General features: G+C 58.6%; 22 protein-coding genes and 1 tRNA gene. 15 read left to right on the top strand and 8 right to left on the bottom strand.

All coding sequences use genetic code 11. The annotated features are described in order from the left end of the window. Nucleotides 1–64: 64 nt before the first annotated feature. The 6 genes from queE (at nt 65) to V0R60_RS12185 (ending at nt 4,046) form a co-directional block, all read left to right on the top strand. Nucleotides 65–712 carry a 7-carboxy-7-deazaguanine synthase QueE gene (queE, locus tag V0R60_RS12210; protein WP_136477762.1) on the top strand — a complete coding sequence of 216 codons (648 nt, stop codon included), beginning with the start codon at nt 65–67 and terminating at the stop codon, nt 710–712. A 14-nt stretch (nt 713–726) separates the two neighbouring features. Beyond that, a complete protein-coding gene (queC, locus tag V0R60_RS12205) occupies nt 727–1,401 on the top strand; it encodes a 7-cyano-7-deazaguanine synthase QueC (RefSeq protein WP_330079799.1) in 675 nt (224 codons plus the stop codon). Between the two features lie 61 nt (nt 1,402–1,462). Continuing rightward, nucleotides 1,463–1,538 (top strand) — tRNA-Lys (locus V0R60_RS12200). A gap of 202 nt (nt 1,539–1,740) precedes the next feature. Further along, a complete protein-coding gene (locus tag V0R60_RS12195) occupies nt 1,741–2,634 on the top strand; it encodes a glycosyltransferase family 2 protein (RefSeq protein ID WP_330079798.1) in 894 nt (297 codons plus the stop codon). A 49-nt stretch (nt 2,635–2,683) separates the two neighbouring features. Then, nucleotides 2,684–3,307: a CatB-related O-acetyltransferase gene (locus V0R60_RS12190; protein WP_136477759.1), complete on the top strand. Its 624-nt coding sequence runs from the start codon at nt 2,684–2,686 to the stop codon at nt 3,305–3,307. Between the two features lie 52 nt (nt 3,308–3,359). Beyond that, entirely contained in the window at nt 3,360–4,046 is a 687-nt protein-coding gene (locus V0R60_RS12185) for a peptidoglycan DD-metalloendopeptidase family protein (RefSeq protein ID WP_330079797.1), read from the top strand. A 1-nt stretch (nt 4,047) separates the two neighbouring features. On the opposite strand, the gene V0R60_RS12180 is transcribed toward V0R60_RS12185, so the two are convergent. From V0R60_RS12180 to V0R60_RS12165, 4 genes are all read right to left on the bottom strand, one after another. Further along, nucleotides 4,048–4,443, bottom strand: a complete 396-nt coding sequence (locus tag V0R60_RS12180; protein WP_136477757.1) for a hypothetical protein — start codon at nt 4,441–4,443, stop codon at nt 4,048–4,050. Between the two features lie 93 nt (nt 4,444–4,536). Continuing rightward, nucleotides 4,537–5,850 carry an NAD(P)/FAD-dependent oxidoreductase gene (locus V0R60_RS12175; RefSeq protein ID WP_375547275.1) on the bottom strand — a complete coding sequence of 438 codons (1,314 nt, stop codon included), beginning with the start codon at nt 5,848–5,850 and terminating at the stop codon, nt 4,537–4,539. Beyond that, a complete protein-coding gene (locus V0R60_RS12170) occupies nt 5,847–6,935 on the bottom strand; it encodes a polyamine ABC transporter substrate-binding protein (RefSeq protein WP_136477756.1) in 1,089 nt (362 codons plus the stop codon). The genes V0R60_RS12175 and V0R60_RS12170 overlap by 4 nt, the downstream gene beginning before the upstream one ends. Before the next feature lie 48 nt (nt 6,936–6,983). Beyond that, a complete protein-coding gene (locus tag V0R60_RS12165) occupies nt 6,984–8,342 on the bottom strand; it encodes a glutamine synthetase family protein (RefSeq protein ID WP_128322352.1) in 1,359 nt (452 codons plus the stop codon). A gap of 173 nt (nt 8,343–8,515) precedes the next feature. Here V0R60_RS12165 and V0R60_RS12160 point away from each other — a divergent pair, with 173 nt between their 5' ends. From V0R60_RS12160 to nadA, 4 genes are all read left to right on the top strand, one after another. Then, nucleotides 8,516–9,427, top strand: a complete 912-nt coding sequence (locus V0R60_RS12160; RefSeq protein ID WP_136477755.1) for a helix-turn-helix domain-containing protein — start codon at nt 8,516–8,518, stop codon at nt 9,425–9,427. A 92-nt stretch (nt 9,428–9,519) separates the two neighbouring features. Next, the gene (locus tag V0R60_RS12155; protein ID WP_136477754.1) at nt 9,520–10,389 is read left to right on the top strand and encodes an isocitrate lyase/PEP mutase family protein; all 870 of its coding nucleotides are present in this window, start codon (nt 9,520–9,522) and stop codon (nt 10,387–10,389) included. Between the two features lie 51 nt (nt 10,390–10,440). Further along, the gene (locus V0R60_RS12150; protein ID WP_330079796.1) at nt 10,441–11,931 is read left to right on the top strand and encodes a YdgA family protein; all 1,491 of its coding nucleotides are present in this window, start codon (nt 10,441–10,443) and stop codon (nt 11,929–11,931) included. Nucleotides 11,932–12,168: 237 nt separating this feature from the next. Further along, on the top strand, nt 12,169–13,227 hold the full coding sequence (gene nadA, locus V0R60_RS12145; protein WP_330079795.1) for a quinolinate synthase NadA: 1,059 nt from the start codon (nt 12,169–12,171) through the stop codon (nt 13,225–13,227). 102 nt (nt 13,228–13,329) lie between these two features. Here nadA and V0R60_RS12140 read toward each other — a convergent pair whose 3' ends face one another. Continuing rightward, on the bottom strand, nt 13,330–14,763 hold the full coding sequence (locus V0R60_RS12140) for a M48 family metalloprotease (RefSeq protein ID WP_136477751.1): 1,434 nt from the start codon (nt 14,761–14,763) through the stop codon (nt 13,330–13,332). Nucleotides 14,764–14,871: 108 nt separating this feature from the next. Here V0R60_RS12140 and V0R60_RS12135 point away from each other — a divergent pair, with 108 nt between their 5' ends. Then, nucleotides 14,872–15,111, top strand: coding sequence for a sulfurtransferase TusA family protein (locus V0R60_RS12135; RefSeq protein WP_136477750.1), 240 nt, complete (start codon nt 14,872–14,874; stop codon nt 15,109–15,111). Between the two features lie 22 nt (nt 15,112–15,133). Further along, nucleotides 15,134–16,204, top strand: a complete 1,071-nt coding sequence (locus tag V0R60_RS12130) for an AI-2E family transporter (RefSeq protein WP_203541993.1) — start codon at nt 15,134–15,136, stop codon at nt 16,202–16,204. Between the two features lie 63 nt (nt 16,205–16,267). Here the strand turns inward: V0R60_RS12130 and V0R60_RS12125 are convergent, their stop codons facing one another. From V0R60_RS12125 to V0R60_RS12115, 3 genes are read right to left on the bottom strand one after another with little or no spacing between them, the layout of a single operon-like run. Then, entirely contained in the window at nt 16,268–16,741 is a 474-nt protein-coding gene (locus V0R60_RS12125) for a peroxiredoxin (RefSeq protein ID WP_203475915.1), read from the bottom strand. Between the two features lie 11 nt (nt 16,742–16,752). Next, nucleotides 16,753–17,313 (bottom strand): glycine cleavage system protein R, encoded by a 561-nt coding sequence (locus V0R60_RS12120; RefSeq protein ID WP_136477747.1) that lies wholly within the window; start codon nt 17,311–17,313, stop codon nt 16,753–16,755. A gap of 40 nt (nt 17,314–17,353) precedes the next feature. After that, nucleotides 17,354–17,575, bottom strand: a complete 222-nt coding sequence (locus tag V0R60_RS12115; protein ID WP_136477746.1) for a hypothetical protein — start codon at nt 17,573–17,575, stop codon at nt 17,354–17,356. On the opposite strand from V0R60_RS12115, the gene dapA reads away from it, so the two are divergent. Genes dapA through V0R60_RS12100 form a run of 3 tightly spaced genes read left to right on the top strand, consistent with a single transcriptional unit; the run spans nt 17,574 to nt 20,344 of the window. Then, nucleotides 17,574–18,452, top strand: a complete 879-nt coding sequence (dapA, locus tag V0R60_RS12110; RefSeq protein ID WP_330079794.1) for a 4-hydroxy-tetrahydrodipicolinate synthase — start codon at nt 17,574–17,576, stop codon at nt 18,450–18,452. The two genes, V0R60_RS12115 and dapA, sit on opposite strands and share 2 nt — an antisense overlap. Before the next feature lie 17 nt (nt 18,453–18,469). After that, the gene (bamC, locus tag V0R60_RS12105) at nt 18,470–19,585 is read left to right on the top strand and encodes an outer membrane protein assembly factor BamC (RefSeq protein ID WP_136477744.1); all 1,116 of its coding nucleotides are present in this window, start codon (nt 18,470–18,472) and stop codon (nt 19,583–19,585) included. Continuing rightward, entirely contained in the window at nt 19,586–20,344 is a 759-nt protein-coding gene (locus V0R60_RS12100; protein ID WP_136477743.1) for an MBL fold metallo-hydrolase, read from the top strand. Nucleotides 20,345–20,367 lie beyond the last annotated feature (23 nt).

Below are 20,367 nucleotides of genomic sequence, written 5' to 3'. Positions count from 1 at the left end.
CCGGGTTTTCAGCAGTGCCTGACGGAGGCGGACAGCCTGTTTAGCTGTTACGCCCGTGGCGACTATGCAAGACACATTACGTATTACCGAAGTTTTTTACTCTTTGCAGGGTGAAACGCGCACCGCTGGCTTGCCCACGGTTTTTGTCCGTCTCACCGGCTGCCCGTTGCGCTGCCAGTATTGCGACAGCGAATATGCCTTCAGTGGCGGCACCGTGCGCACACTCGACTCTATCCTTGAGCAGGTAGCAGGCTTCAAGCCGCGCTATGTCTGTGTCACCGGGGGTGAGCCGCTGGCCCAGCCCAATGCCATTCCTTTGCTCAAGCAGCTGTGCGATGCAGGTTACGAGGTTTCGCTCGAGACCAGCGGCGCGCTGGATATCTCCAAGGTGGATACGCGTGTCAGTCGGGTTGTGGACCTGAAAACGCCGGGCTCCGAGGAAGTGCACCGCAACCGTTACGAGAACATCGAGCTGCTGGGCGCAAATGACCAGGTCAAGTTCGTAATCTGTTCGCGGGAAGACTACGACTGGGCGGTGTCAAAGCTCATTCAGTACGGTCTGGAAAAACGTGCGGGTGAAGTGCTGTTTTCGCCGAGCCATCACCAGGTGAGCGCTACAGATCTCGCTGATTGGATTGTGGCCGACAATTTGCCGGTTCGTTTTCAGATGCAGTTGCACAAGCTGCTGTGGAATGACGAGCCGGGACGCTGACAGGAGTGAATGCAATGACTGAGAAACGTGCGGTAATCCTGCTTTCCGGTGGCCTTGATTCGGCAACCGTGGTGGCCATGGCCAAGGCCGATGGCTACAAGTGCTACACCATGAGTTTCGACTATGGCCAGCGTCACCGTGCCGAGTTGAACGCTGCTGCGCGAGTGGCCCGTGACCTGGGTGTGGTCGAGCATAAAGTGATTGGCTTGAACCTGGACGGGATTGGCGGCTCGGCCTTGACCGACAGCAGCATCGATGTGCCCGAGGCGCCCTCTGAGGGCATTCCGGTAACCTACGTGCCGGCGCGCAATACTGTGTTCCTGTCGCTGGCGCTTGGTTGGGCAGAGGTGCTCGAGGCGCGGGATATCTTCATTGGCGTCAATGCCGTGGACTACTCGGGTTATCCGGATTGTCGCCCAGAGTTCGTCGAAGCATTCGAGCGCATGGCTAACCTTGCCACCAAAGCCGGTGTAGAAGGGCAGGGCTTTCGTATCCAGGCGCCGCTGCAGAACTTGAGCAAGGCGCAAATCGTTCAGGCCGGCGTTGCCCATGGTGTCGATTACAGTCTTACCGTTTCCTGCTACCAGGCCGACGACGAAGGCCGTGCGTGCGGTAAATGTGACAGCTGCCGCCTGCGCGCCGATGGCTTTAAAGCAGCGGGTGTAGAAGACCCAACACGATATTTTTAAATTATTTTGCGATGGGGTGTTGATTTCCTGTTAGAAATCAGTATTATACGCGCCATCCAACGGGTCGTTAGCTCAGTTGGTAGAGCAGTTGGCTTTTAACCAATTGGTCGTAGGTTCGAATCCTACACGACCCACCATATGCTGTAAGTCAAAGCCCGCGTCCTGCAAAGGTCGCGGGCTTTTTCGTTTTCATCTTTTTTGAATTGTCTGGAGTACTGCGTGTCTCACCGTGGGTTCATGACAAAACACTCAAGTTCCCGCATCATGGTTTTCCACTTGAATGCATGACAATCAGGAATAGGCCCGCTTTGCGGGTCACGCATGAGGCATGAAGTAGCTATGACTGAAGGTTGTATCAACGCAGGTTCCGAGGCCGTGAGCAGTCAACCACTGGTATCGATTGTTGCCCCTTGCTATAACGCCGAGAAGTACCTCGAAGTAGCCCTGCAGAGCATCTTCGCCCAGGACTATGGCAACTTTGAAGTGATCATTGTCGATGACGGCTCGACCGACAATAGCCTCGCCATGTTGCGCGCCTTGCAGCAAACCTACGATTTTCAGCTCTACACTCAGCCCAACCAGGGGGTCAGTGCCACATTGAACAATGGCCTGGCCCACGCCAAAGGCGTTTATGTTTCAACGCCTGACCTGGATGACATCATGCTCCCTCATTCGATCAGCACCCGAGTTCGCTATCTCGATGAGCACCCCAAGGTCGGCTGCGTTGGTGCGTTGATTGCCTATATGGACAGCGATGGCGTCGAGATAAAAACCCAGCACCGTAGCAAGGTGAAGAAGTTCAGTTTCGACGAGATCGTCAGTGACGCTGTGGTCATGGGGGCGCCGGGTGCGCTGTACCGGATGGAGGCGATGAAGGCTGCTGGCTTCTACGATCCTGCGATCAAGGTTCAGGATTTCCAGATGACCTTGCGTATTGCCAGCAAGGGTTACGAGATTCATGAGTTGCCGGTGGTGGTTACGCGCTATCGTCGGCATCCCAATAACTTGTCGCGGCGCTTCAAGGTATTGCTTGATGCCGACCTGCAGGCCATGGCGCCTTTTCAAGATCATCCAGGTTACGAGAAGGGCCGCTCGGTCCTGATTCACAAGGCCTTGAAGTACGCTGTGGTGTCAGACAAAAAGTACGCATGGAGCTTGCTGCGCTCCATTCCGTTGCGTCATTTCAACCGTACGACGTTCAAACGACTGAAGCGTCTCGTACTGCACCGTTGATGTTCATCCGCCTACAAAAACGATAACAACTGCACGCAAGGATCAACCTGTGAAGCTTTTCGAGATGCTGAAGGATCGCCGAGAGTACAAGCGACTGCGCGCGATGGACAGGCTTGAACGCAAGGCCGAGAAGATCCGCCTTAGATACCCTCGATACACCATCGGTACCGGAACCTACGGAATCCCCGAAGTGATTGAGTTCGGTGATGACACGGTGCTTAAAGTAGGTTCCTACACCTCGATCGCAGAAGGTGTGCAAATTCTCCTCGGCGGTGAACACCGCACCGACTGGCTGACGACTTATCCTTTCCCAGCGATGGTCGATGAAGTTCGCGACATCAAGGATTACGCCCCGAGCAAAGGTGATGTGGTCATCGGCAGTGACTGCTGGATCTGTACCAATGCAGTCATTCTCTCCGGTGTAACCATTGGCCACGGTGCCATTGTGGCAGCTGGTGCCGTCGTTACCCGTGACGTGCCGCCTTTCGCCGTGGTGGGTGGTAACCCCTGCAAGCAGATCAGGTGGCGCTTCGAGGAGGACGTTCGTGCCCTGCTGCTTGAGGCCGCGTGGTGGGATTGGCCGATGGAAGAGGTCAAGGCGGTGGCGAGAATGCTGTGCAGCACCGACCAGGAGGCATTCCTCGCCTACATCAGGACGCGCAAGGCCCAGTAATCATTTATGATCGCCCGCTTGGCCAGTAGCTCCTGCGGGAAAAGGATGTTGTGTGTTTTTCAGGTCTGTTCTGATCGCCCTCATGTTGGCGGTATCTGCTTGTAGCTCTCACTCCCCAAGTTCCGGGGTTTCTGCCAACAAGGTGGTAGCCGGTAGCTACAAGGTCAAACGTGGCGACACGCTGTACTCGATTGCCACGCGTCACGGCTGGAACTTCAAGGAACTGGCGCGCTATAACGGGATCAGCCCGCCCTATGCGGTTAATGTCGGTCAGACAATTCGGTTCGGCGGATCGAAAGCTACGTCACGAAACAGAACCACTACTGCCAGCAAGAGCAAATCGGTTGCCCCGGCCACCAAGGTGACGCTGCGCGGTTGGGCGTGGCCGGTACAGGGCGCGGTGATCGGTCGCTACTCTGCGGCGGATAAACTCAGCAAAGGCATTCGTATTGCCGCCACTCAAGGGCAACCGGTGTTCGCCAGCCTCGGCGGCAAAGTGGCGTTCGCAACGAATATCCGCGGCTACGGCAACCTGATCATCCTTCAGCATGGTCCCTCCCATGCCAGTGTCTACGGCCACAACAGCAAACTGCTGGTCAAGGAAGGGCAAACTGTCAGCAAGGGCCAGAAAATTGCCGAGGCAGGCGACCTGGATGCCGATCGCGTGCAGCTGTACTTCGAGATTCGCCAGAACGGCAAGCCGCTCGATCCGCTTAGTGTCCTGCCGGCCGCCAGTTGAATTACTGGTACTTGATCACGATGCCCTTGAGCTTGCGCCCTTCGACAGAATGTATGTCACGGTCCCACAGGGGGCCGCTGACATAGGCCGACAGTGGCTGGATACGGTCGTAGACCACAACGACGGCATCACCACCAATCTTGGCGGCTTCGCTGCGCAGTTTCTGTTCTACGTCGCTGATAGGCGGCGCTGGCTCGACACTGGCATCGACGAGAATCTCGCCCAGGCGCGTATGCGCACGCAAAGGTTCGCGGCGCAGCACTTCAACATGAGCTGCGTCGGTGGGGGCGGCGTGTTCAACGCCGACATATTCGGTAGTGCGGGCATCGATGCTGCTGCAGCCAGCCAGTGCCAGCAGCAGCGCACCTGACAAGCAGAGTTTACTGATTGTCTTCATGGCTTCTCCCCTTCGGTACCCGTTGCCCAATGCAACGCGACTCAACTGACAGTAGCTGCAATTGAGTCACTGGCAAGGGGTCGAAGGCGGGGCTCAGCCGAGTACTTCTCGCAGGCGATACCACATCATTCCCAAGGCCAGCAGCGGCGAGCGCAGGGCCTTGCCGCCAGGGAAAGTCATGTGAGGCACAGCGCTGAATACATCCATGCCTTGGCTATGACCAACATCGATGGCTTCGGCGAGCAGGCGAGCCGTCCAGTGGGTAACGTTCAGGCCATGGCCCGAGTAGCCTTGGGCGTAGTACACGTTAGGGTGCTGCGACAGGCGGCCAACCTGCGGAAAACGGTTGGCAGTGATGCCAATCTTGCCACCCCATTGGAACTCGACTCGGGTGTCAGCCAATTGCGGGAACACTTTGAGCATCTTCGGACGCATGTAAGCGGCGATGTCCAGCGGATCACGACCGGAGTAGTGACAGGCGCCGCCGAACAGCAGGCGGCGATCTGCCGTGAGGCGGTAGTAATCCAGGCCGACTTTCTGGTCGCACAACGCCAGGTTCTGCGGGATCAGTGCATCGGCCTGCGCAGCGGACAACTGCTCGGTGGCGATGATGTAGCTGCCAGCAGGAAGTACCTTGCCGCTCAGGCGTGGCTCCAGTTCTTCCAGGTGAGCATTGCAGCCCAGCACCAGGCTACCGGCCCGCACGCTACCCTGGGCGCAGCGCACGTGGACGGTGGCGCCGTGGTTGATCTCGATAACCGGGCTGTGCTCGAAAATCCGCACCCCCAGGGACGCTGCTACTTGTGCTTCGCCCAGCACCAGATTGAGTGGGTGCAGGTGGCCCGAACCGCGATCGATCAAACCGCCCGCATACAGCTTGGAATTGACCACTTCACCCATTCGCTCGGGCCCGATCAACTGGGTCTGGTGGCGGTAGCCCAAGGTTGCCAGGTGCTCCTGCTCGGCGCGAAATGCGGCGAACTGGGCCGGGGTGTTGGCCAGTTCGCAAAAGCCCCAGCGCAAGTCGCAGTCGATGCCATGTTCCTTGATGCGGTTGGCGACAACTTCAACCGATTCAATCCCGGCCCGCTGCAGATACTTCACGCCGTCCTGGCCAACGTAGCGGGCAAAACCTTCGACGTCGTGACCGATGCCGCGAATCAGTTGACCGCCGTTGCGCCCGCTGGCGCCCCAGCCTATGCGTCGCGCTTCGAGCAAGATTACCGACAGGCCGCGCTGTGCCAGTTCGATAGCGGTATTGACACCGGTGAAGCCACCGCCGATCACGCAGACATCGGCGCTAAGGTCGGAACTCAACTGTGGGTGTTCAGGCATCGGACCCACCGATGCCCGGTAATACGAGCTGGCATGTTGCGCAGCAGGATTGATCATGGCGTGCTGGTTCATTTGTTCGACTTCACTTTGCTCCACGAGCGTGTCATCAGGCGCATGATTTGCGGGGTAGGGGTGTTGGAAACGTAGAGTTTGTCCAGCACCTCCTGCGGCGGGTACACCTCTGGGTTGTTGACCAGATCGGCATCCATGTACTGCTTGGCGGCCGGGTTGGCGTTGGCATAACCGACAGTGGCGCTGACCTGGGCGATCACTTTCGGCTCAAGCAGATAGTTGACGAAGGCATAGGCCTCTTTTGGATTGCTGGCATCGGAAGGGATGGCCAGCAGGTCGAACCACAGGTTGGCGCCTTCTTTGGGAATGGAGTAGGCGATGTTCACGCCGTTGTTGGCTTCCTTGGCGCGGTTGGCTGCCTGGAAAACGTCGCCTGAGTAACCGAAGGCCATGCAGATATCACCGTTGGCCAGGTCCGACACATACTTGGATGAGTGGAAGTAGGTGATGTACGGGCGCAGGGTCAGCAGCTTGGCCTCAGCCTTCTTGTAGTCTTCGGGATTATTGCTGCGTGGGTCCATGCCCATGTAGTTGAGCATCGCCGGGAACAGTTCGTCGGCCGAGTCCATGAACGACACGCCGCACTTGCTGAGCTTTTTCAAATTCTCTGGTTCGAACATCACGGCCCAGGAGTCGATGTGATCGACGCCGAGCACTTGCTTGACCTTGTCGACGTTGTAGCCGATGCCGTTGGTGCCCCACAGGTAAGGTACCGAATGCTGGTTGCCGGCATCGTTGCTCTGCAGAGCCTTGAGTAGCACAGGGTCAAGGTTTTTCCAGTTGGGCAGTTGCTCGCGATCGAGCTTCAGGAACGCGCCAGCTTGGACCTGGCGCGCCAGAAAGTGGTTGGAAGGCACGACGACGTCGTAGCCGGTGCGGCCGGCCAGCAACTTGCCTTCCAGGGTTTCGTTGGAGTCGAATACGTCATAGATGACTTTGATGCCAGTGCTGCCCTGGAAGTCTGCCAGGGTGGTGGTGCCGATGTAGTCGGTCCAGTTGTAGACGCTGACGCTTGGCTGGGCTTGGACTGTGGCGCTGACCAGCAGTGCCAGGGTTGCACTTGCAACGGTTTTCAATGAACGCATATCGACCTCTTCGAATTGTTTTTATCGATGCTTGTTACGCAGCAGGATTTAAACGCTGAGCAGCAAGAACTCTCGCTCCCACGAGCTGATCACACGTTTGAAGTTTTCGTGTTCGGCCCGTTTGACTGCCACGTAACCGCGCACGAACTTGCTGCCCAGGTGTTGCTCCACGCTCGGGCAGTCTTCCATGTTGGCCAAGGCGTCTTCGATGGTGATTGGCAAGCGCAAATTGCGCCGCTCGTAGGCGCGGCCCTGAACCGGGGCGCTCGGATTGATTTTCTCGACCATGCCCAGGTAACCGCACAACAGGCTCGCGGCGATGGCCAGGTATGGGTTGGCGTCGGCACCCGGCAAGCGGTTCTCCACGCGCATTGCATCTGGGCTGGAGGTAGGCACGCGCAGGCCTACGGTACGGTTTTCCTCACCCCATTCAACATTCACTGGCGCCGAGGTATCGGGCAGGAAGCGGCGGAACGAGTTGACGTTGGGGGCGAACATCGGCAACACCTTGGGGATGTACTTTTGCAGGCCGCCAATGTGTTGCAGGAACAACTCGCTCATCTGGCCGTCTTCATTGACGAAGATCGGCTTGCCGGTGGCGATGTCCACCACGCTCTGATGCAGGTGCATGGCACTGCCTGGCTCGTCGCCCACCGGTTTGGCCATGAACGTAGCGGTCACGTTGTGCTTGAGTGCAGCCTCACGCATGGTGCGTTTGAACACGGTGATCTGGTCGGCCAGATCCAGGGCGTCGCCATGGCGGAAGTTGATTTCCATCTGTGCCGGGCCGTCTTCGTGAATCAGCGTATCGAGGTCCAGGCCTTGGGCTTCGCACCAGTCGTAGACATCTTCGAACAACGGATCGAATTCGTTGGCGGCATCGATCGAGAACGACTGCCGACCGCTTTCGGCGCGGCCCGAACGACCCAGTGGAGCCTGCAACGGCAAGTCCGGGTCTTCGCAACGCTGGGTCAGGTAGAATTCCATCTCCGGCGCGACGATTGGTTGCCAGCCCTTGTCGGCATACAGCTTGAGTACTTTCTTCAGGACGTTGCGTGGCGACAGCTCAATCGGGTTGCCCTGCTTGTCGAAGGTATCGTGGATCACGATGGCAGTCGGCTCGATGGCCCATGGCACCACGTATACGGCGGCCGAGTCTGGGCGGCAAACCATGTCGATATCGGCAGGGTCAAGCAGGTCGTAGTAGATATCGTCGTCGACAAAATCCCCGGTTACCGTTTGCAACAGCACACTTTCCGGCAGGCGCATGCCTCGCTCATGCAGGAACTTGTTGGTGGGTGCAATTTTGCCGCGGGCGATACCGGTCAGGTCACTGACCACGCACTCGACTTCGGTAATCTTGTGTTCTTTCAGCCAAGCAGACAGCTGATCGAAAGGGGCATTCATAAAGACCTCGTTATTGGTTTTATTCCGCGCCAGGACCTGCGATCAAGGCTGGCATGCCGTCTGGACGACTTCCCCTGCAGCGCGTTGAGGGCTATCTTGGTCGAGGTGTGCAGATCCATCTATCCACTTTTTCCAGAATTAAATGCACCAAAAGAGTGCATGACGAGCCGTTTATGACAGCGCCAAATCCGTTTCAGGTTCAGGCTTTCAGTACCGCTACAGTGATCGAGCAAGAGCGCGCCTCGCCCAATTGGAGCGTGCAATACCAGCAGATGTCGCCGGGGCATTTTGAGGGGCGTATACGCTGCCTGGAGCTTGAAGGCGTAGAGATCTACGAAGAGTCCATGAACACGCGGGTAGAGCAGAGTTTTCACGCTCCTAGCGGGGCCTTGACCTTCTGTTTTGACCGCACGGACAACAGCCTTTACTTGCTCAACGGTGAAAGCCGCAACATCTGGATTACGCCAGAGAACTACCAGGAAGTGGCGGTGGTGTTCGGCCCCGAGTTCGTCCAGCGCCACGCTGTGGATATCGCCAGGCTCGAAGGGCTGTTCATGGCGCCGCTCAACTCGAGGCAGACTGCATTGTTCGGCGGTTGGTTAAGCAGCACCTTGACCCGTCTGGGGCAGGAAATTGATCCGCCCAGCCGCGAAGCCCTGACCGAGCAGTTGCTTCAGGATTGCCTGTACATACTCGACAGCGCCAGTGTTTGTCTGGACCGCAGCGCATTGGGGCGGCGCACCGAAGAACGCACGATCATGCGCCGTATCAGCCAATGGGCTGCCGACTGCCCGGAAGAGACGCTCAACCTGCTGGAGTTGGCGCAGGTTGCCGAGGTGCCATTGCGTCAGTTGCAGCAAGCCTTCAAGACCTACACCGGGATGACGCCGGCAAACTGGTTGCGTTTGCGTCGCCTGAACAGCGCGCGCCGTGAGTTGTTGAGCGCTCGACCCGGTGCCAGCACCGTCGCGGAAGTCGCCATGCATTGGTCATTCTGGCACTTGGGGCGCTTCTCTAATAGCTATCAGCAATTGTTCAAAGAGCTGCCTAGTGAAACGCTGAAACGAACGCAGCAGCGCAACTGAGCCGACAACTGCATGGCATCTGACCCTGTCGGCCATAGGCCCTGCAGTGGTATGTTCTGTCCGATAAATGAAGTCGATAGATTGGAAAGACCATGCCAAGAGCCTCACACCAAGACCTGCGTCGCGCGTTTCGTAAACTTCTTGCTTCTCCCGCCTGTTACCACACGGCTTCCGTGTTTGACCCGATGTCGGCGCGTATCGCCGCTGATCTGGGGTTCGAGGTGGGCATTCTCGGTGGTTCGGTCGCTTCCCTGCAGGTGCTTGCTGCACCTGATTTTGCCCTGATCACCCTTAGCGAATTTGCCGAACAGGCGACGCGCATTGGCCGTGTGGCCCAATTGCCGGTGATTGCCGACGCCGACCATGGCTATGGCAACGCCTTGAACGTAATGCGCACGGTCACTGAACTTGAGCGTGCCGGAATCGCGGCGCTGACCATCGAGGACACGCTGCTGCCCGCTCAATTCGGGCGCAAGTCCACCGACCTGATCAGCATTGCCGAAGGTGTCGGCAAGATCCGTGCGGCGCTGGAGGCGCGTGTCGATCCCGAGCTTGCGATCATTGCGCGCACCAACGCTGCGTTGATTCCGGTTGAAGAAGTCATTGCCCGCACCGTGGCGTATCAGAATGCCGGTGCCGATGGCCTGTGCATGGTCGGCATTCGTGATTTTGACCACCTTGAACAGATCGCCAAGCACCTGAGCGTGCCGTTGATGCTGGTGACCTACGGCAATCCGCAATTGCACGATGATGCGCGTCTGGCGCAGTTGGGAGTGCGCATTGCCGTGGACGGTCATGGCGCTTATTTTGCGGCAATCAAGGCGACCTATGATTGCCTGCGCGAGCAGCGCCGCATCACCAGCAGTGCCTCGGACCTGAGTGCCACCGAACTTACCCATACCTACACGGTGCCTGGCGACTATATCGTCTGGGCTCGTGAGTTCATGGACGTCAACGAATAGGCCCATGGCCTTGCTGCAACAACTCTCAAAAATGGACAAGCGGAACAATTCATGAAGAAGACAGTAGGTGTACTTTCCGGGCTCGTAGTCGCCGTGGCAGCAGTTTGCACGGCGGGTGCCTGGTACACCGGTAAGCAACTCCCGGCGGTGCTCGACCAGGCTATGGTGCAGGCCAATATCCAGCTCAAACAGTCCGCTGGCAATATGACCGTGGAGCTGGCATCGCTGGATTCGCACCTGTTCTCGAGCACCGCGCACTACCGGGTGAAGGTCAAGGACATGGTGGTTGGCGATCAGCTCAAGAGCTTTGAGTTCGGCATCGTCGATCGCATCGAGCATGGTCCGTTGCCCTGGACCCGGGTCAAGGCGTTGAGGCTCATGCCAGTGATGGCGGCGAGTAACTATGCACTGGAAAAAGATGCTGTCACCGCTGACTGGTTTGCCGCCAGTGGCGATGTGGCGCCGGTATACGGGCAGAACAGTCTGGGTTACGACGGTTCCACCGATGGCACCCTGATCATGCCGCCCATGGAGTTGAAAGAGGCGGGTGTCACGCGCATAAAGTTCTCCGGATTGCAGGTGCAGGCGACTGGCACCAAGGATGCCGAGCAGGCCAGGTTCACCGGCGATTCGGCGAGCTTGATGTTGAACCTGGAGGACGCAGACGACGTGCCCATGAAGGTGGAACTCAAGGACTTGCGTGTGTTTGGCGACCTGACCAAGACACCCCATGGTTTCTATGTGGGTACCATGAACATGGGTATGGGAGAGGTCAGCGCGTTGCTGGGTGAGCAGCAGAAAGTGCTGTTGATGAAGCATCTTGAGCAAAACAACGAATACCAGGCTGACGGCGACAAGCTGTCCGGCACCATGGCCTACAAGGTTGGTGATATCAACTTTGATGGCAAACCGGTAGGTTCCGGAGCGATGCACTGGAGCATCAAGAATCTAGATGTGCCAGCCATGCAGGCGCTGGCTGCCTGGTACCAGACTCGTTTGCCCGAGTTTCAAGCGGCAGCTGCGCAGGGTGATGCACTGCCATCACTGCCGATGACCGACGCAGAAAAAGCTCAGGTCAGTGCCCATGTTCAGCAAATGCTGGCCGCCAAGCCGCAAATTGCCCTGGACGATTTCTCGTTCAAGACAGCCAACGGTGAAAGTCATTTCAGCTTGAGTGTTCAATTGGGCAAGCCGGCTTCGCTGGAGTTGCCGACGGCTGAGTTGTATCAGCAGATGATTACCCAGGTGCAGAGCAAACTGCAGGTATCCAAACCCATGATCGGTGACCTGGCCACATTGCAGGCACGCCTGGAAGGGCAAAGTGATGCGCAGGTGCTTTCCCAGCAAGCATCGCAGGCTGGCGAAATGGTCGGGATGATGGCGCTGCAGAGCCGGATGGCTACGGTGCAGGGCAACGATATCCTTGCCAATCTGCACTACGCCGAAGGCATGGTTGACTTCAACGGCCAAAAAATGACCGTCGAGCAGTTCGCCAGCTTGATCATGGCCCACCTCGGCGCAATGCAGCCGACGGAAGGCTGACGGCACGCCTTGGGGCGGCTTGGTCGTCGCCCCAAGACCTGTTTCACTAAAAAAACCTTTTGAATTCATCCGATTAACTGTAGCCTTCGGCATCCCATAAAAACCCGAGGCCGCAGAAGGTCTTTGGTTCCGCCTGCCATGTCATTGTGTACGTTGCCTGCGGAGCCTGTAGCCGATTTGCCAGGGCTCGGTGATACACTCGGCTTACGCGCACAAGCGCCTGCAGGTCCAGCGATCATGACCCAGATTTCCGAACGCCTTTTGGTGCAAGCCCACCTCGATGCCAAGCAGCCCAAGCCGCTGACGTCCGAGCAAGAGGCCGACTACCGCGCCGCCATCGCCGCCGAACTCAAGGCGCAGAACGCGGTGCTGGTTGCCCATTACTACTGTGATCCTGTGATTCAGGCACTGGCCGAGGAAACCGGCGGCTGCGTGTCTGATTCGCTGGAAATGGCTCGCTTCGGCAACAAGCACGAAGCCAGTACCGTTATTGTCGCCGGCGTGCGCTTCATGGGCGAGACGGCAAAAATCCTCAATCCCGAAAAGCGTGTACTGATGCCCACCCTGGAAGCGACGTGCTCGCTAGACCTGGGCTGCCCGGTAGAGGAATTCTCGGCCTTTTGCGACAAGCACCCGGAGCGAACCGTGGTGGTTTATGCCAACACTTCGGCGGCGGTCAAGGCCCGGGCCGATTGGGTGGTGACCTCAAGCTGTGCGCTGGAAATCGTCGAGAGCCTGATGGACAACGGCGAAACCATTATCTGGGGCCCGGACCAACACCTGGGGCGCTACATCCAGAAACAGACCGGCGCCGACATGCTGCTTTGGGACGGTGCCTGCATCGTTCACGAAGAGTTCAAGTCACGCCAGTTGGAAGACATGAAGGTGCTGTATCCGGATGCCGCGATCCTGGTGCACCCGGAGTCGCCGGAGTCGGTGATCGACCTGGCGGATGCAGTTGGCTCTACTAGCCAGCTGATCGCCGCAGCGCAAACCATGCCGAACAAAACCTTCATTGTCGCCACCGACCGCGGCATCTTCTACAAGATGCAGCAGCTGTGCCCGGACAAGGTGTTCATTGAAGCGCCGACGGCCGGCAACGGTGCTGCTTGCCGCAGCTGTGCCCATTGCCCGTGGATGGCCATGAACACGCTGGAACGCACGCTGCAATGCCTGCGTGAAGGCAGCAACGAGATCTTCGTGGAGCCTGCGCTGATTCCCCAGGCGATCAAGCCACTCAAACGCATGCTCGATTTCACCCAGGCAGCGCGGATGAAACTGTCTGGCAACGCCTGACGGGGTCGTTCACTCACTGTCTAGTGTAGGCGCCGGCATCGCCGCGAAGGACTGCCCTGCAGTCCCTCGCGGATAAATCCGCTCCCACACGGACGGTTGTTCTCAGCGCATCATGTCCTTGACCATCCGCTGCTGCTCCAGCAATTCGCGCTGACGTGCATCGATTTTCGATGCCAGCACAAAGTTGCTGCCTGCACGTTGCTTGGCATAGTCGAGTTGCTGCAGCGCCTGGTCGAAATCGCCCACCAGGGCGAAATATTCAGCGCGCGCCTGATGCAGGCCGATGGTGTTGCCAGAAAGCCCGCGCACTTCGGCAACGTCGTACCAGACATCCGGGTCATCCGGGCGACTCTTGAGCAGGGCATCCAGGGCTTTTTCCGCTTCAGGCGCGCGGTTCTGTTTGAGCAGCAGGTCAATTCGCGCCTGCTGCAGCGGGTAGTTCCCTGGATACAGTGCGCGCATGCGCTCGATCCGTTGCTGGGCATCGGTCAGGCGATTGTTGGTAACGTCGAGGTCGATTTGGGCCAGGTTGTAGGTGACGTCGTTGGGCGCCTTGGCCAGCAAGGGCTTGAGGGCATCTCGCGCTTCGTTGAGACGGCCACCTTTGATCAACGCCAGCGCCAGGCCGTAGCGGGCCGAGTCCAGGTTCGGGTTTTCATCCAGCTGCGCCCGGAAGCGTTTGGCTGCAAGGCCCGGAGTGCCCTCGTAGATCAGCGCAACGCGAGCTCGAATCAACTGGTAGCGCTGGCTGTCCTCAGTACCACCCTTGGGCGCTTGTTCGGCGCGGTTGCGGGTGTCGGCGATACGCGACTCGGTAACCGGGTGAGTGAGGAGGAATTCCGGTGGCTTGGCGTCATAGCGGTACTGGCGCATCAAGCGCTCGAACATGCTCGGCATGTTGCGTGGGTCGTATCCGGCTTTTTCCAGGTTGAGAATGCCGATGCGGTCGGCCTCTTGTTCGTTCTGGCGCGAGAAGCGCCGCTGTTCCTGGATAGCGGCTGCCTGGGTGCCGGCAATCGCGGCGATACCGGCATCACCGGCACCGGCTGCGGCAGCGACGATGCCCGCTAGCAACGCCGCCATCATCGGCAGTTGCATGCGCTGCTGGGCTTCGACACCTCGGGCAAAGTGACGCTGAGACAAGTGCGCCAGTTCGTGGGCCAGTACCGAGGCATATTCGCCTTCGGTCTGCGCGTTGAGGAACAAACCCCCGTTGACCCCGACAATCCCGCCTGGGGCGGCGAAGGCGTTGAGCTCGCGGCTGTCGATCAGGACAAATTCCAGGCGACGGTCCTGCAACTGACTGGTTTCAGCCAGGCGATAGACGCTGGTTTCGACATAGTCCTTGAGTTGCGGGTCATTGAGCTGGTTGATGTTGCCCCGTAGCAGGCTGAGCCAGGCACGACCCAACTGGTGTTCCTGTTGCGGAGAGACAATGGCAGAACTGGCGTCGCCAAGTGACGGCAGGTCGTCGGCATGACTGGGAAGCGCCATCAAACAGGCCAGCGTCAGCAGGGTAGGGCGCAGTAAATTCATGCACAAAGCTCTGGTCGACAAAGAACCTTACTGTAGCTGGCTCACACGTTGGCGACCAGTGGCGGTATTCTACGAAGCTTGTTCGAATGTGCCTGCCTGGAGTCCCTGATGAGCGATACCCTGACGTTTGACGCCGAACTCGACGCCTGTGGCCTGAACTGCCCGCTGCCGTTGCTCAAGGCAAAGATGGAACTCAATCGCCTGGCCAGCGGCGCGGTGCTCAAGGTGCTGGCCACCGATGCCGGGTCGCAGCGCGATTTTCGCACTTTTGCCAGATTGGCCGGTCATACGCTGCTGCTCGAAACAGCAGAAGAAGGTGTTTACACCTACTGGCTTCGCAAAGCCTGAGTTTTTTTCCTAAGGATCGTCAATGTTCAAGGTGCTTCGCGACTGGATGCAGCGCTACTTCTCCGATGAAGAGGCAGTGGTGCTGGTGGTCTTGTTGGTTCTGGCTTTTACCGCTGTCCTGACGCTGGGCGGCATGCTGGCGCCAGTGCTCGCCGGCATGGTTCTGGCGTTTCTCATGCAAGGCCTGGTCAATGCCCTGGAACGCCTGCATGTACCGACCCGCTATGCCGTCGGTATGGTCTTTACCCTGTTCATGGGCGCCTTGGCGGTGTTTTTGCTGGTGCTGGTGCCATTGCTCTGGCATCAGTTGATCACCCTGTTCAACGAGCTGCCCGGTATGCTTGGCAAGTGGCAATCGCTACTTTTATTGCTTCCCGAGCGTTACCCGCACCTGGTGTCTGACGAACAGGTGCTGCAGGCCATCGAGGTGATGCGTGGCGAAATTGGCAAGTTTGGCCAATGGGCACTGACCTTCTCGCTGTCGAGCTTGCCGCTGCTGGTCAACATCATGATTTACCTGGTGCTGGTGCCGATCCTGGTGTTTTTCTTCCTCAAGGATCGCGAACTGATTGCTCGTTGGGTCAGTGGCTACCTGCCGCGTGAACGCACGTTGCTGAATCGGGTGTCCGAGGAAATGAATCGGCAGATCGCCAACTACATTCGCGGCAAGGGTATCGAGATCCTGATCTGCGGCGTGGCGACCTACATCGCCTTCATCGCCCTGGGGCTCAACTATGCGGCGCTATTGGCGCTGTTGGTGGGGTTTTCGGTGGTGGTGCCTTACGTCGGCGCCGTCGTGGTGACCGTGCCAGTTACCCTGATCGCATTGTTCCAGTGGGGCTGGGGCGATCAGTTCATCTACTTGATGGCGGTGTACGCGATCATCCAGGCGTTGGATGGCAACGTGCTGGTGCCACTGCTTTTTTCCGAAGCGGTCAGCCTGCACCCGGTGGCGATCATTTGCGCGGTGCTGTTGTTTGGCGGGTTGTGGGGCTTCTGGGGGATTTTCTTTGCGATCCCGCTGGCAACCCTGTTCAAGGCTGTGCTGGATGCCTGGCCGAAGCAGGAGCCGGCAGTCGCGCCGTTGTTGTGAAAGCATCGTGGAGCCAGTCGGGCCGGCGCTTGTGACGGCTCCACTGGCTCCACGATTAATGACTCAGGCCTGGTTCAGCGCTTGCGCTTGAGCCAGCACTGCATCCACATGTCCTGGCACCTTAACCCCGCGCCACGCCTTGCGCAGCACGCCGTTCTTGTCGATCAGGAAAGTGCTGCGATCAACGCCCATGTATTCCTTGCCGTAAAGCTTCTTCAGCTTGATCACGTCGAACAGTTGGCACAGGGCCTCGTCTTTGTCGCTGATCAGCTCGAACGGGAAGGCCTGCTTGGCCTTGAAGTTCTCATGAGACTTGATGCCGTCGCGGGAAACACCGAACACCACGGTGTTGGCTGCTTCGAAGGCCGCATGTTGGTCACGGAAGCCTTGGCCTTCGGTTGTGCAGCCCGGCGTGCTGTCCTTGGGGTAGAAATACAGCACCACTTGCTTGCCTTTGAGATCAGCCAGACTGACGGTCTGGCCGCTGGTGGCCAGCGCCTGGAAATCGGCGACGGGTTGGTCGAGTTCAACGGCCATGGAAAGCTTCCTTACAGTGGGTTCTGTGGGCGCCAAGGTTCGATCAGCGCATCCAGGTTCAGGGCGTCGGAGAAATCCAGGAACTGGTCACGCAGCCAACTGATTTGCGTACCGGCCGGCAGGGTCACGGTAAAAGTGGCATTGAGCATGGTGCCGCCGGTTTGTGGCGCCTGGTAGGTGTCGCACGTGAGGTTTTCCAGTTCGACGTGGTGGTCGATGAAGAACTGGCACAGCTCATTGATGATGTCCGGACGATAGGCTGCGCTGACATAGGCCACGTAGGGCAGCGCCAGCGGGCGCACTTCAAGCTCGGCACTGCGTACCACATTCACAGTGAAGGTGTGCTTCTTGGCCAGGCCAGGCAGGGCTGCTTCGAAGCGAGCCAGGGCATCCCAACTGCCGGAGACTTGCAAGACCAGTGCGCTGCATTCGCCGTGACGGGTCAGGCGCGAGGTGACGACCGAGCAGCGATTGTCGTTACTGGCCCGGCACAGGATGTTGGTCAGTTCCATGGGATTGGCGCCCAGAGCACTGATGACAAGGAATTGTTCGCGAACGGTGGGGGTGGACATGCAGCATTCCTAAAGCGATGAGCGGTCGGTACCTGACGACTCAGAACGGCGGGAAGGCGTGGTCCCGGGGCTTCAGATCGAGGCTTTGGGCACTGCCTGCGCAGGTTGTCGGCAGCCCGGCGGGCCACTGTGTACCGATCAAAGAGAGAAGGGTAGCGAAAATGGTCGCCGAGGGGAATGCTCCAGCCTCCAGCTTTGCTTGTGCAAGGCCGATGGCGCCAGTACCATTACCGCTCTCTTTTTCCGGCAGGAGCAGTTTCATGATTGCGGGCAGTATGGTGGCATTGGTCACACCCATGGATGCACAAGGGCGTCTTGATTGGGACAGCCTCGGCAAACTCGTGGACTTCCATCTGGAGAAGGGCACTCATGCCATTGTCGCCGTCGGTACCACCGGCGAGTCCGCAACCCTGGATGTCGAAGAACATATCCAGGTCATCGAGTTCGTGGTCAAGCGTGTCGCTGGACGCATTCCGGTCATTGCCGGTACCGGTGCCAACTCTACCAGCGAAGCCGTGCACCTGACCCGCAACGCCAAGAAGGCTGGCGCCGATGCCTGCCTGCTGGTCGTCCCGTACTACAACAAGCCGACCCAGGAAGGCCTGTACCAACACTTCAAGCATATTGCCGAAGCTGTCGACATCCCGCAGATCCTCTACAACGTTCCCGGCCGCACCTCGTGCGACATGCAGGCCGAGACCGTGATCCGTTTGTCCAGCGTACCGAACATCATCGGTATCAAGGAAGCCACCGGCGACCTGAAACGCGCAAAAGCCATCATCGATGGCGTGAGCAAGGATTTCATCGTGTTGTCCGGCGATGATCCGACCGCTGTCGAACTGATCCTGCTCGGTGGCAAAGGCAACATCTCCGTCACTGCCAATGTCGCCCCGCGCGAAATGGCCGATTTGTGCGAGGCCGCCCTTGAGGGCAATGCCGAGAAGGCTCGCGCAATCAACGAAAAACTCATGCCGCTGCATAAAGACCTGTTCTGCGAGGCCAACCCGATTCCGGTGAAGTGGGCGCTCGTTGAAATGGGCTTGATGCAGAAGGGCATCCGCCTGCCGCTGACCTGGCTGAGCGAATCCTGTCACGAAACGGTACGCAAGGCGATGCGCCAGTGCGGCCTGCAGTTTTAATTGAGGACGTACACCGCATGAAGCGATTGGCTGGTCTTTCCGCCCTTGCCTTGATCATTTCCAGCACCAGTGGTTGTGGCTGGCTCTGGGGCGAAGAGGGTTACTTCCGTGACCGTGGCAGCGATTATCTGGAGGCCACTCAGAAGGCGCCGATGCAGCTGCCACCAGACGTCAGCAACGCCAAGCGTCTTGATCCGCTGCTGCCGATCCCGCGTAACGTTGCCGATGACAACGTCAGGGGCGAGTTCGAGGTTCCGCGTCCACAACCCCTGAGCGCCGGTGCCGACATCAGCGATTTCAGCCTGCAGAAGAGCGGTACTTCCCGTTGGGTCCTGGCCCAGCGTGCGCCTGCCGAAGTCTGGCCGGTAGCCCGTCAGTTCTTTGAAGACAACGGTTTCCGTATCGACGAAGAGCGTCCGCAGACCGGTGAGTTCAATACCACCTGGCAACGCTTCGACGAGCTTTCCGGTTCCATGGCCGGTCGTCTGGCGAGCGCTTCGAGCAGCCGCGACAACGAAGTGCGCACCCGTGTGCGTATCGAGCCGGGCGTGCAGCGCAACACCAGTGAAGTCTACATCGTGACCGTCGAGCGTCCGGCGGGCAGCACTGCCCAGCCTGATTTTCCGAGCAGCTCGCAGAACACCGGTGTCGACGCCATGCTGGTCGACGAGATGCTTGCCAGCATGACCCGTAGCGCCGAGAAGGGCGGTTCGGTGTCGTTGCTTGCCGCACGTGATTTCGATACGCCAAGCCGTGTCAGCCTGAGCGAAGATGGCAGTGGCAACCCGGTATTGAACCTGGGCGCCGACCTCGACCGTGCATGGTCCAGTGTCGGCCGCGCTCTGGAACAAGGCGAGTGGCGTGTTGAAGACATCAACCGCAGCCTGGGCTTGTATTACATCAACTTGGCCGAAAAAGCCGATGCCAAAGACCAGGAGCCTGGTTTCTTCAGCAAGCTGTTCGGTAGCGCGCCAAGCAAGGAAGAGCGCGAAGCTCGTGCCGAACGTTATCAGGTTCGCCTGAGCAAAGTTGGTGAAAGCGTCCAGGTTACCGTCGAGAAGAACATCAACACCGTGGCCCCGGCTGATGTCGCCCGCCGTGTGCTGAGCGTGATTCAGGATAACCTGGGTTAAGTGCGCTTCGCGGTTCTAGGAAGTGGAAGCCAGGGAAATGGCACGCTGATCGCCAGTGACAAAACACTTGTCCTGGTCGATTGCGGCTTTTCCCTGCGTGAAACCGAGCGGCGCCTGGCGCTGCTCGGCGTTTCAGCCCATCAATTGAGTGCGGTGCTGGTAACTCACGAACATGCCGACCATGTGCATGGCGTCGGTTTGCTGTCGCGGCGCTACAATGTACCGGTCTACCTCAGTCGTGGCACGTTGCGCGGTATGCGCAAGCCGGTCGAGGCCGCCGGGTTCCTGGCAGCAAACGAAACATTGCAGATCGGTGGCTTGAGTATCCGTGCGGTGGGCGTGACCCATGATGCGCTGGAGCCTCTTCAGTATGTTTTTGACGACGGTGGCCGGCGTTTCGGCGTACTCACCGACCTGGGTTCCTATGACGCATCCTTGTTGCAGAGTTACCAGGGCCTGGATGCATTGCTGATCGAGGCCAATCACTGCCGAGACATGCTCGGACGCGGGCCTTACCCAATGTTTCTCAAACAACGGGTGGGCGGCGACTACGGGCATTTGAACAACCACCAGGCCGCGCGCCTGGTGTCGGAGCTGGACTGGCAGAACCTGCAGCATCTGGTGCTGGCCCATCTCAGTAGCAAGAACAACCAGCCACAGCTGGCCCGGCAATGTTTCGTCGACACCCTTGGGTGCGACCCGGACTGGCTGCAAGTGGCCAACCAGGATTGCGGGCTCGACTGGCGCGAAATCGCCTAGCCCATCTTATTAGTTAGCAAGAG

The organism is Pseudomonas auratipiscis (assembly GCF_036324085.1).
GTDB classification, from domain to species: domain Bacteria; phylum Pseudomonadota; class Gammaproteobacteria; order Pseudomonadales; family Pseudomonadaceae; genus Aquipseudomonas; species Aquipseudomonas auratipiscis.
Note: the sequence above shows the minus strand (reverse complement) of the source record. Positions and strands in the feature narration are given on the sequence as shown.

Bases quoted from the DNA above. Each gene is read 5' to 3' on its own strand.
- queE (WP_136477762.1), top strand. From the start codon at position 65: ATGCAAGACACATTACGTATTACCGAAGTTTTTTACTCTTTGCAGGGT.
- queC (WP_330079799.1), top strand. From the start codon at position 727: ATGACTGAGAAACGTGCGGTAATCCTGCTTTCCGGTGGCCTTGATTCG.
- V0R60_RS12195 (WP_330079798.1), top strand. From the start codon at position 1,741: ATGACTGAAGGTTGTATCAACGCAGGTTCCGAGGCCGTGAGCAGTCAA.
- V0R60_RS12180 (WP_136477757.1), bottom strand. From the start codon at position 4,443: ATGAAGACAATCAGTAAACTCTGCTTGTCAGGTGCGCTGCTGCTGGCA.
- V0R60_RS12175 (WP_375547275.1), bottom strand. From the start codon at position 5,850: ATGAACCAGCACGCCATGATCAATCCTGCTGCGCAACATGCCAGCTCG.
- V0R60_RS12170 (WP_136477756.1), bottom strand. From the start codon at position 6,935: ATGCGTTCATTGAAAACCGTTGCAAGTGCAACCCTGGCACTGCTGGTC.
- V0R60_RS12165 (WP_128322352.1), bottom strand. From the start codon at position 8,342: ATGAATGCCCCTTTCGATCAGCTGTCTGCTTGGCTGAAAGAACACAAG.
- V0R60_RS12160 (WP_136477755.1), top strand. From the start codon at position 8,516: ATGACAGCGCCAAATCCGTTTCAGGTTCAGGCTTTCAGTACCGCTACA.
- V0R60_RS12155 (WP_136477754.1), top strand. From the start codon at position 9,520: ATGCCAAGAGCCTCACACCAAGACCTGCGTCGCGCGTTTCGTAAACTT.
- V0R60_RS12150 (WP_330079796.1), top strand. From the start codon at position 10,441: ATGAAGAAGACAGTAGGTGTACTTTCCGGGCTCGTAGTCGCCGTGGCA.
- nadA (WP_330079795.1), top strand. From the start codon at position 12,169: ATGACCCAGATTTCCGAACGCCTTTTGGTGCAAGCCCACCTCGATGCC.
- V0R60_RS12140 (WP_136477751.1), bottom strand. From the start codon at position 14,763: ATGAATTTACTGCGCCCTACCCTGCTGACGCTGGCCTGTTTGATGGCG.
- V0R60_RS12135 (WP_136477750.1), top strand. From the start codon at position 14,872: ATGAGCGATACCCTGACGTTTGACGCCGAACTCGACGCCTGTGGCCTG.
- V0R60_RS12130 (WP_203541993.1), top strand. From the start codon at position 15,134: ATGTTCAAGGTGCTTCGCGACTGGATGCAGCGCTACTTCTCCGATGAA.
- V0R60_RS12125 (WP_203475915.1), bottom strand. From the start codon at position 16,741: ATGGCCGTTGAACTCGACCAACCCGTCGCCGATTTCCAGGCGCTGGCC.
- V0R60_RS12120 (WP_136477747.1), bottom strand. From the start codon at position 17,313: ATGTCCACCCCCACCGTTCGCGAACAATTCCTTGTCATCAGTGCTCTG.
- dapA (WP_330079794.1), top strand. From the start codon at position 17,574: ATGATTGCGGGCAGTATGGTGGCATTGGTCACACCCATGGATGCACAA.
- V0R60_RS12115 (WP_136477746.1), bottom strand. From the start codon at position 17,575: ATGAAACTGCTCCTGCCGGAAAAAGAGAGCGGTAATGGTACTGGCGCC.
- bamC (WP_136477744.1), top strand. From the start codon at position 18,470: ATGAAGCGATTGGCTGGTCTTTCCGCCCTTGCCTTGATCATTTCCAGC.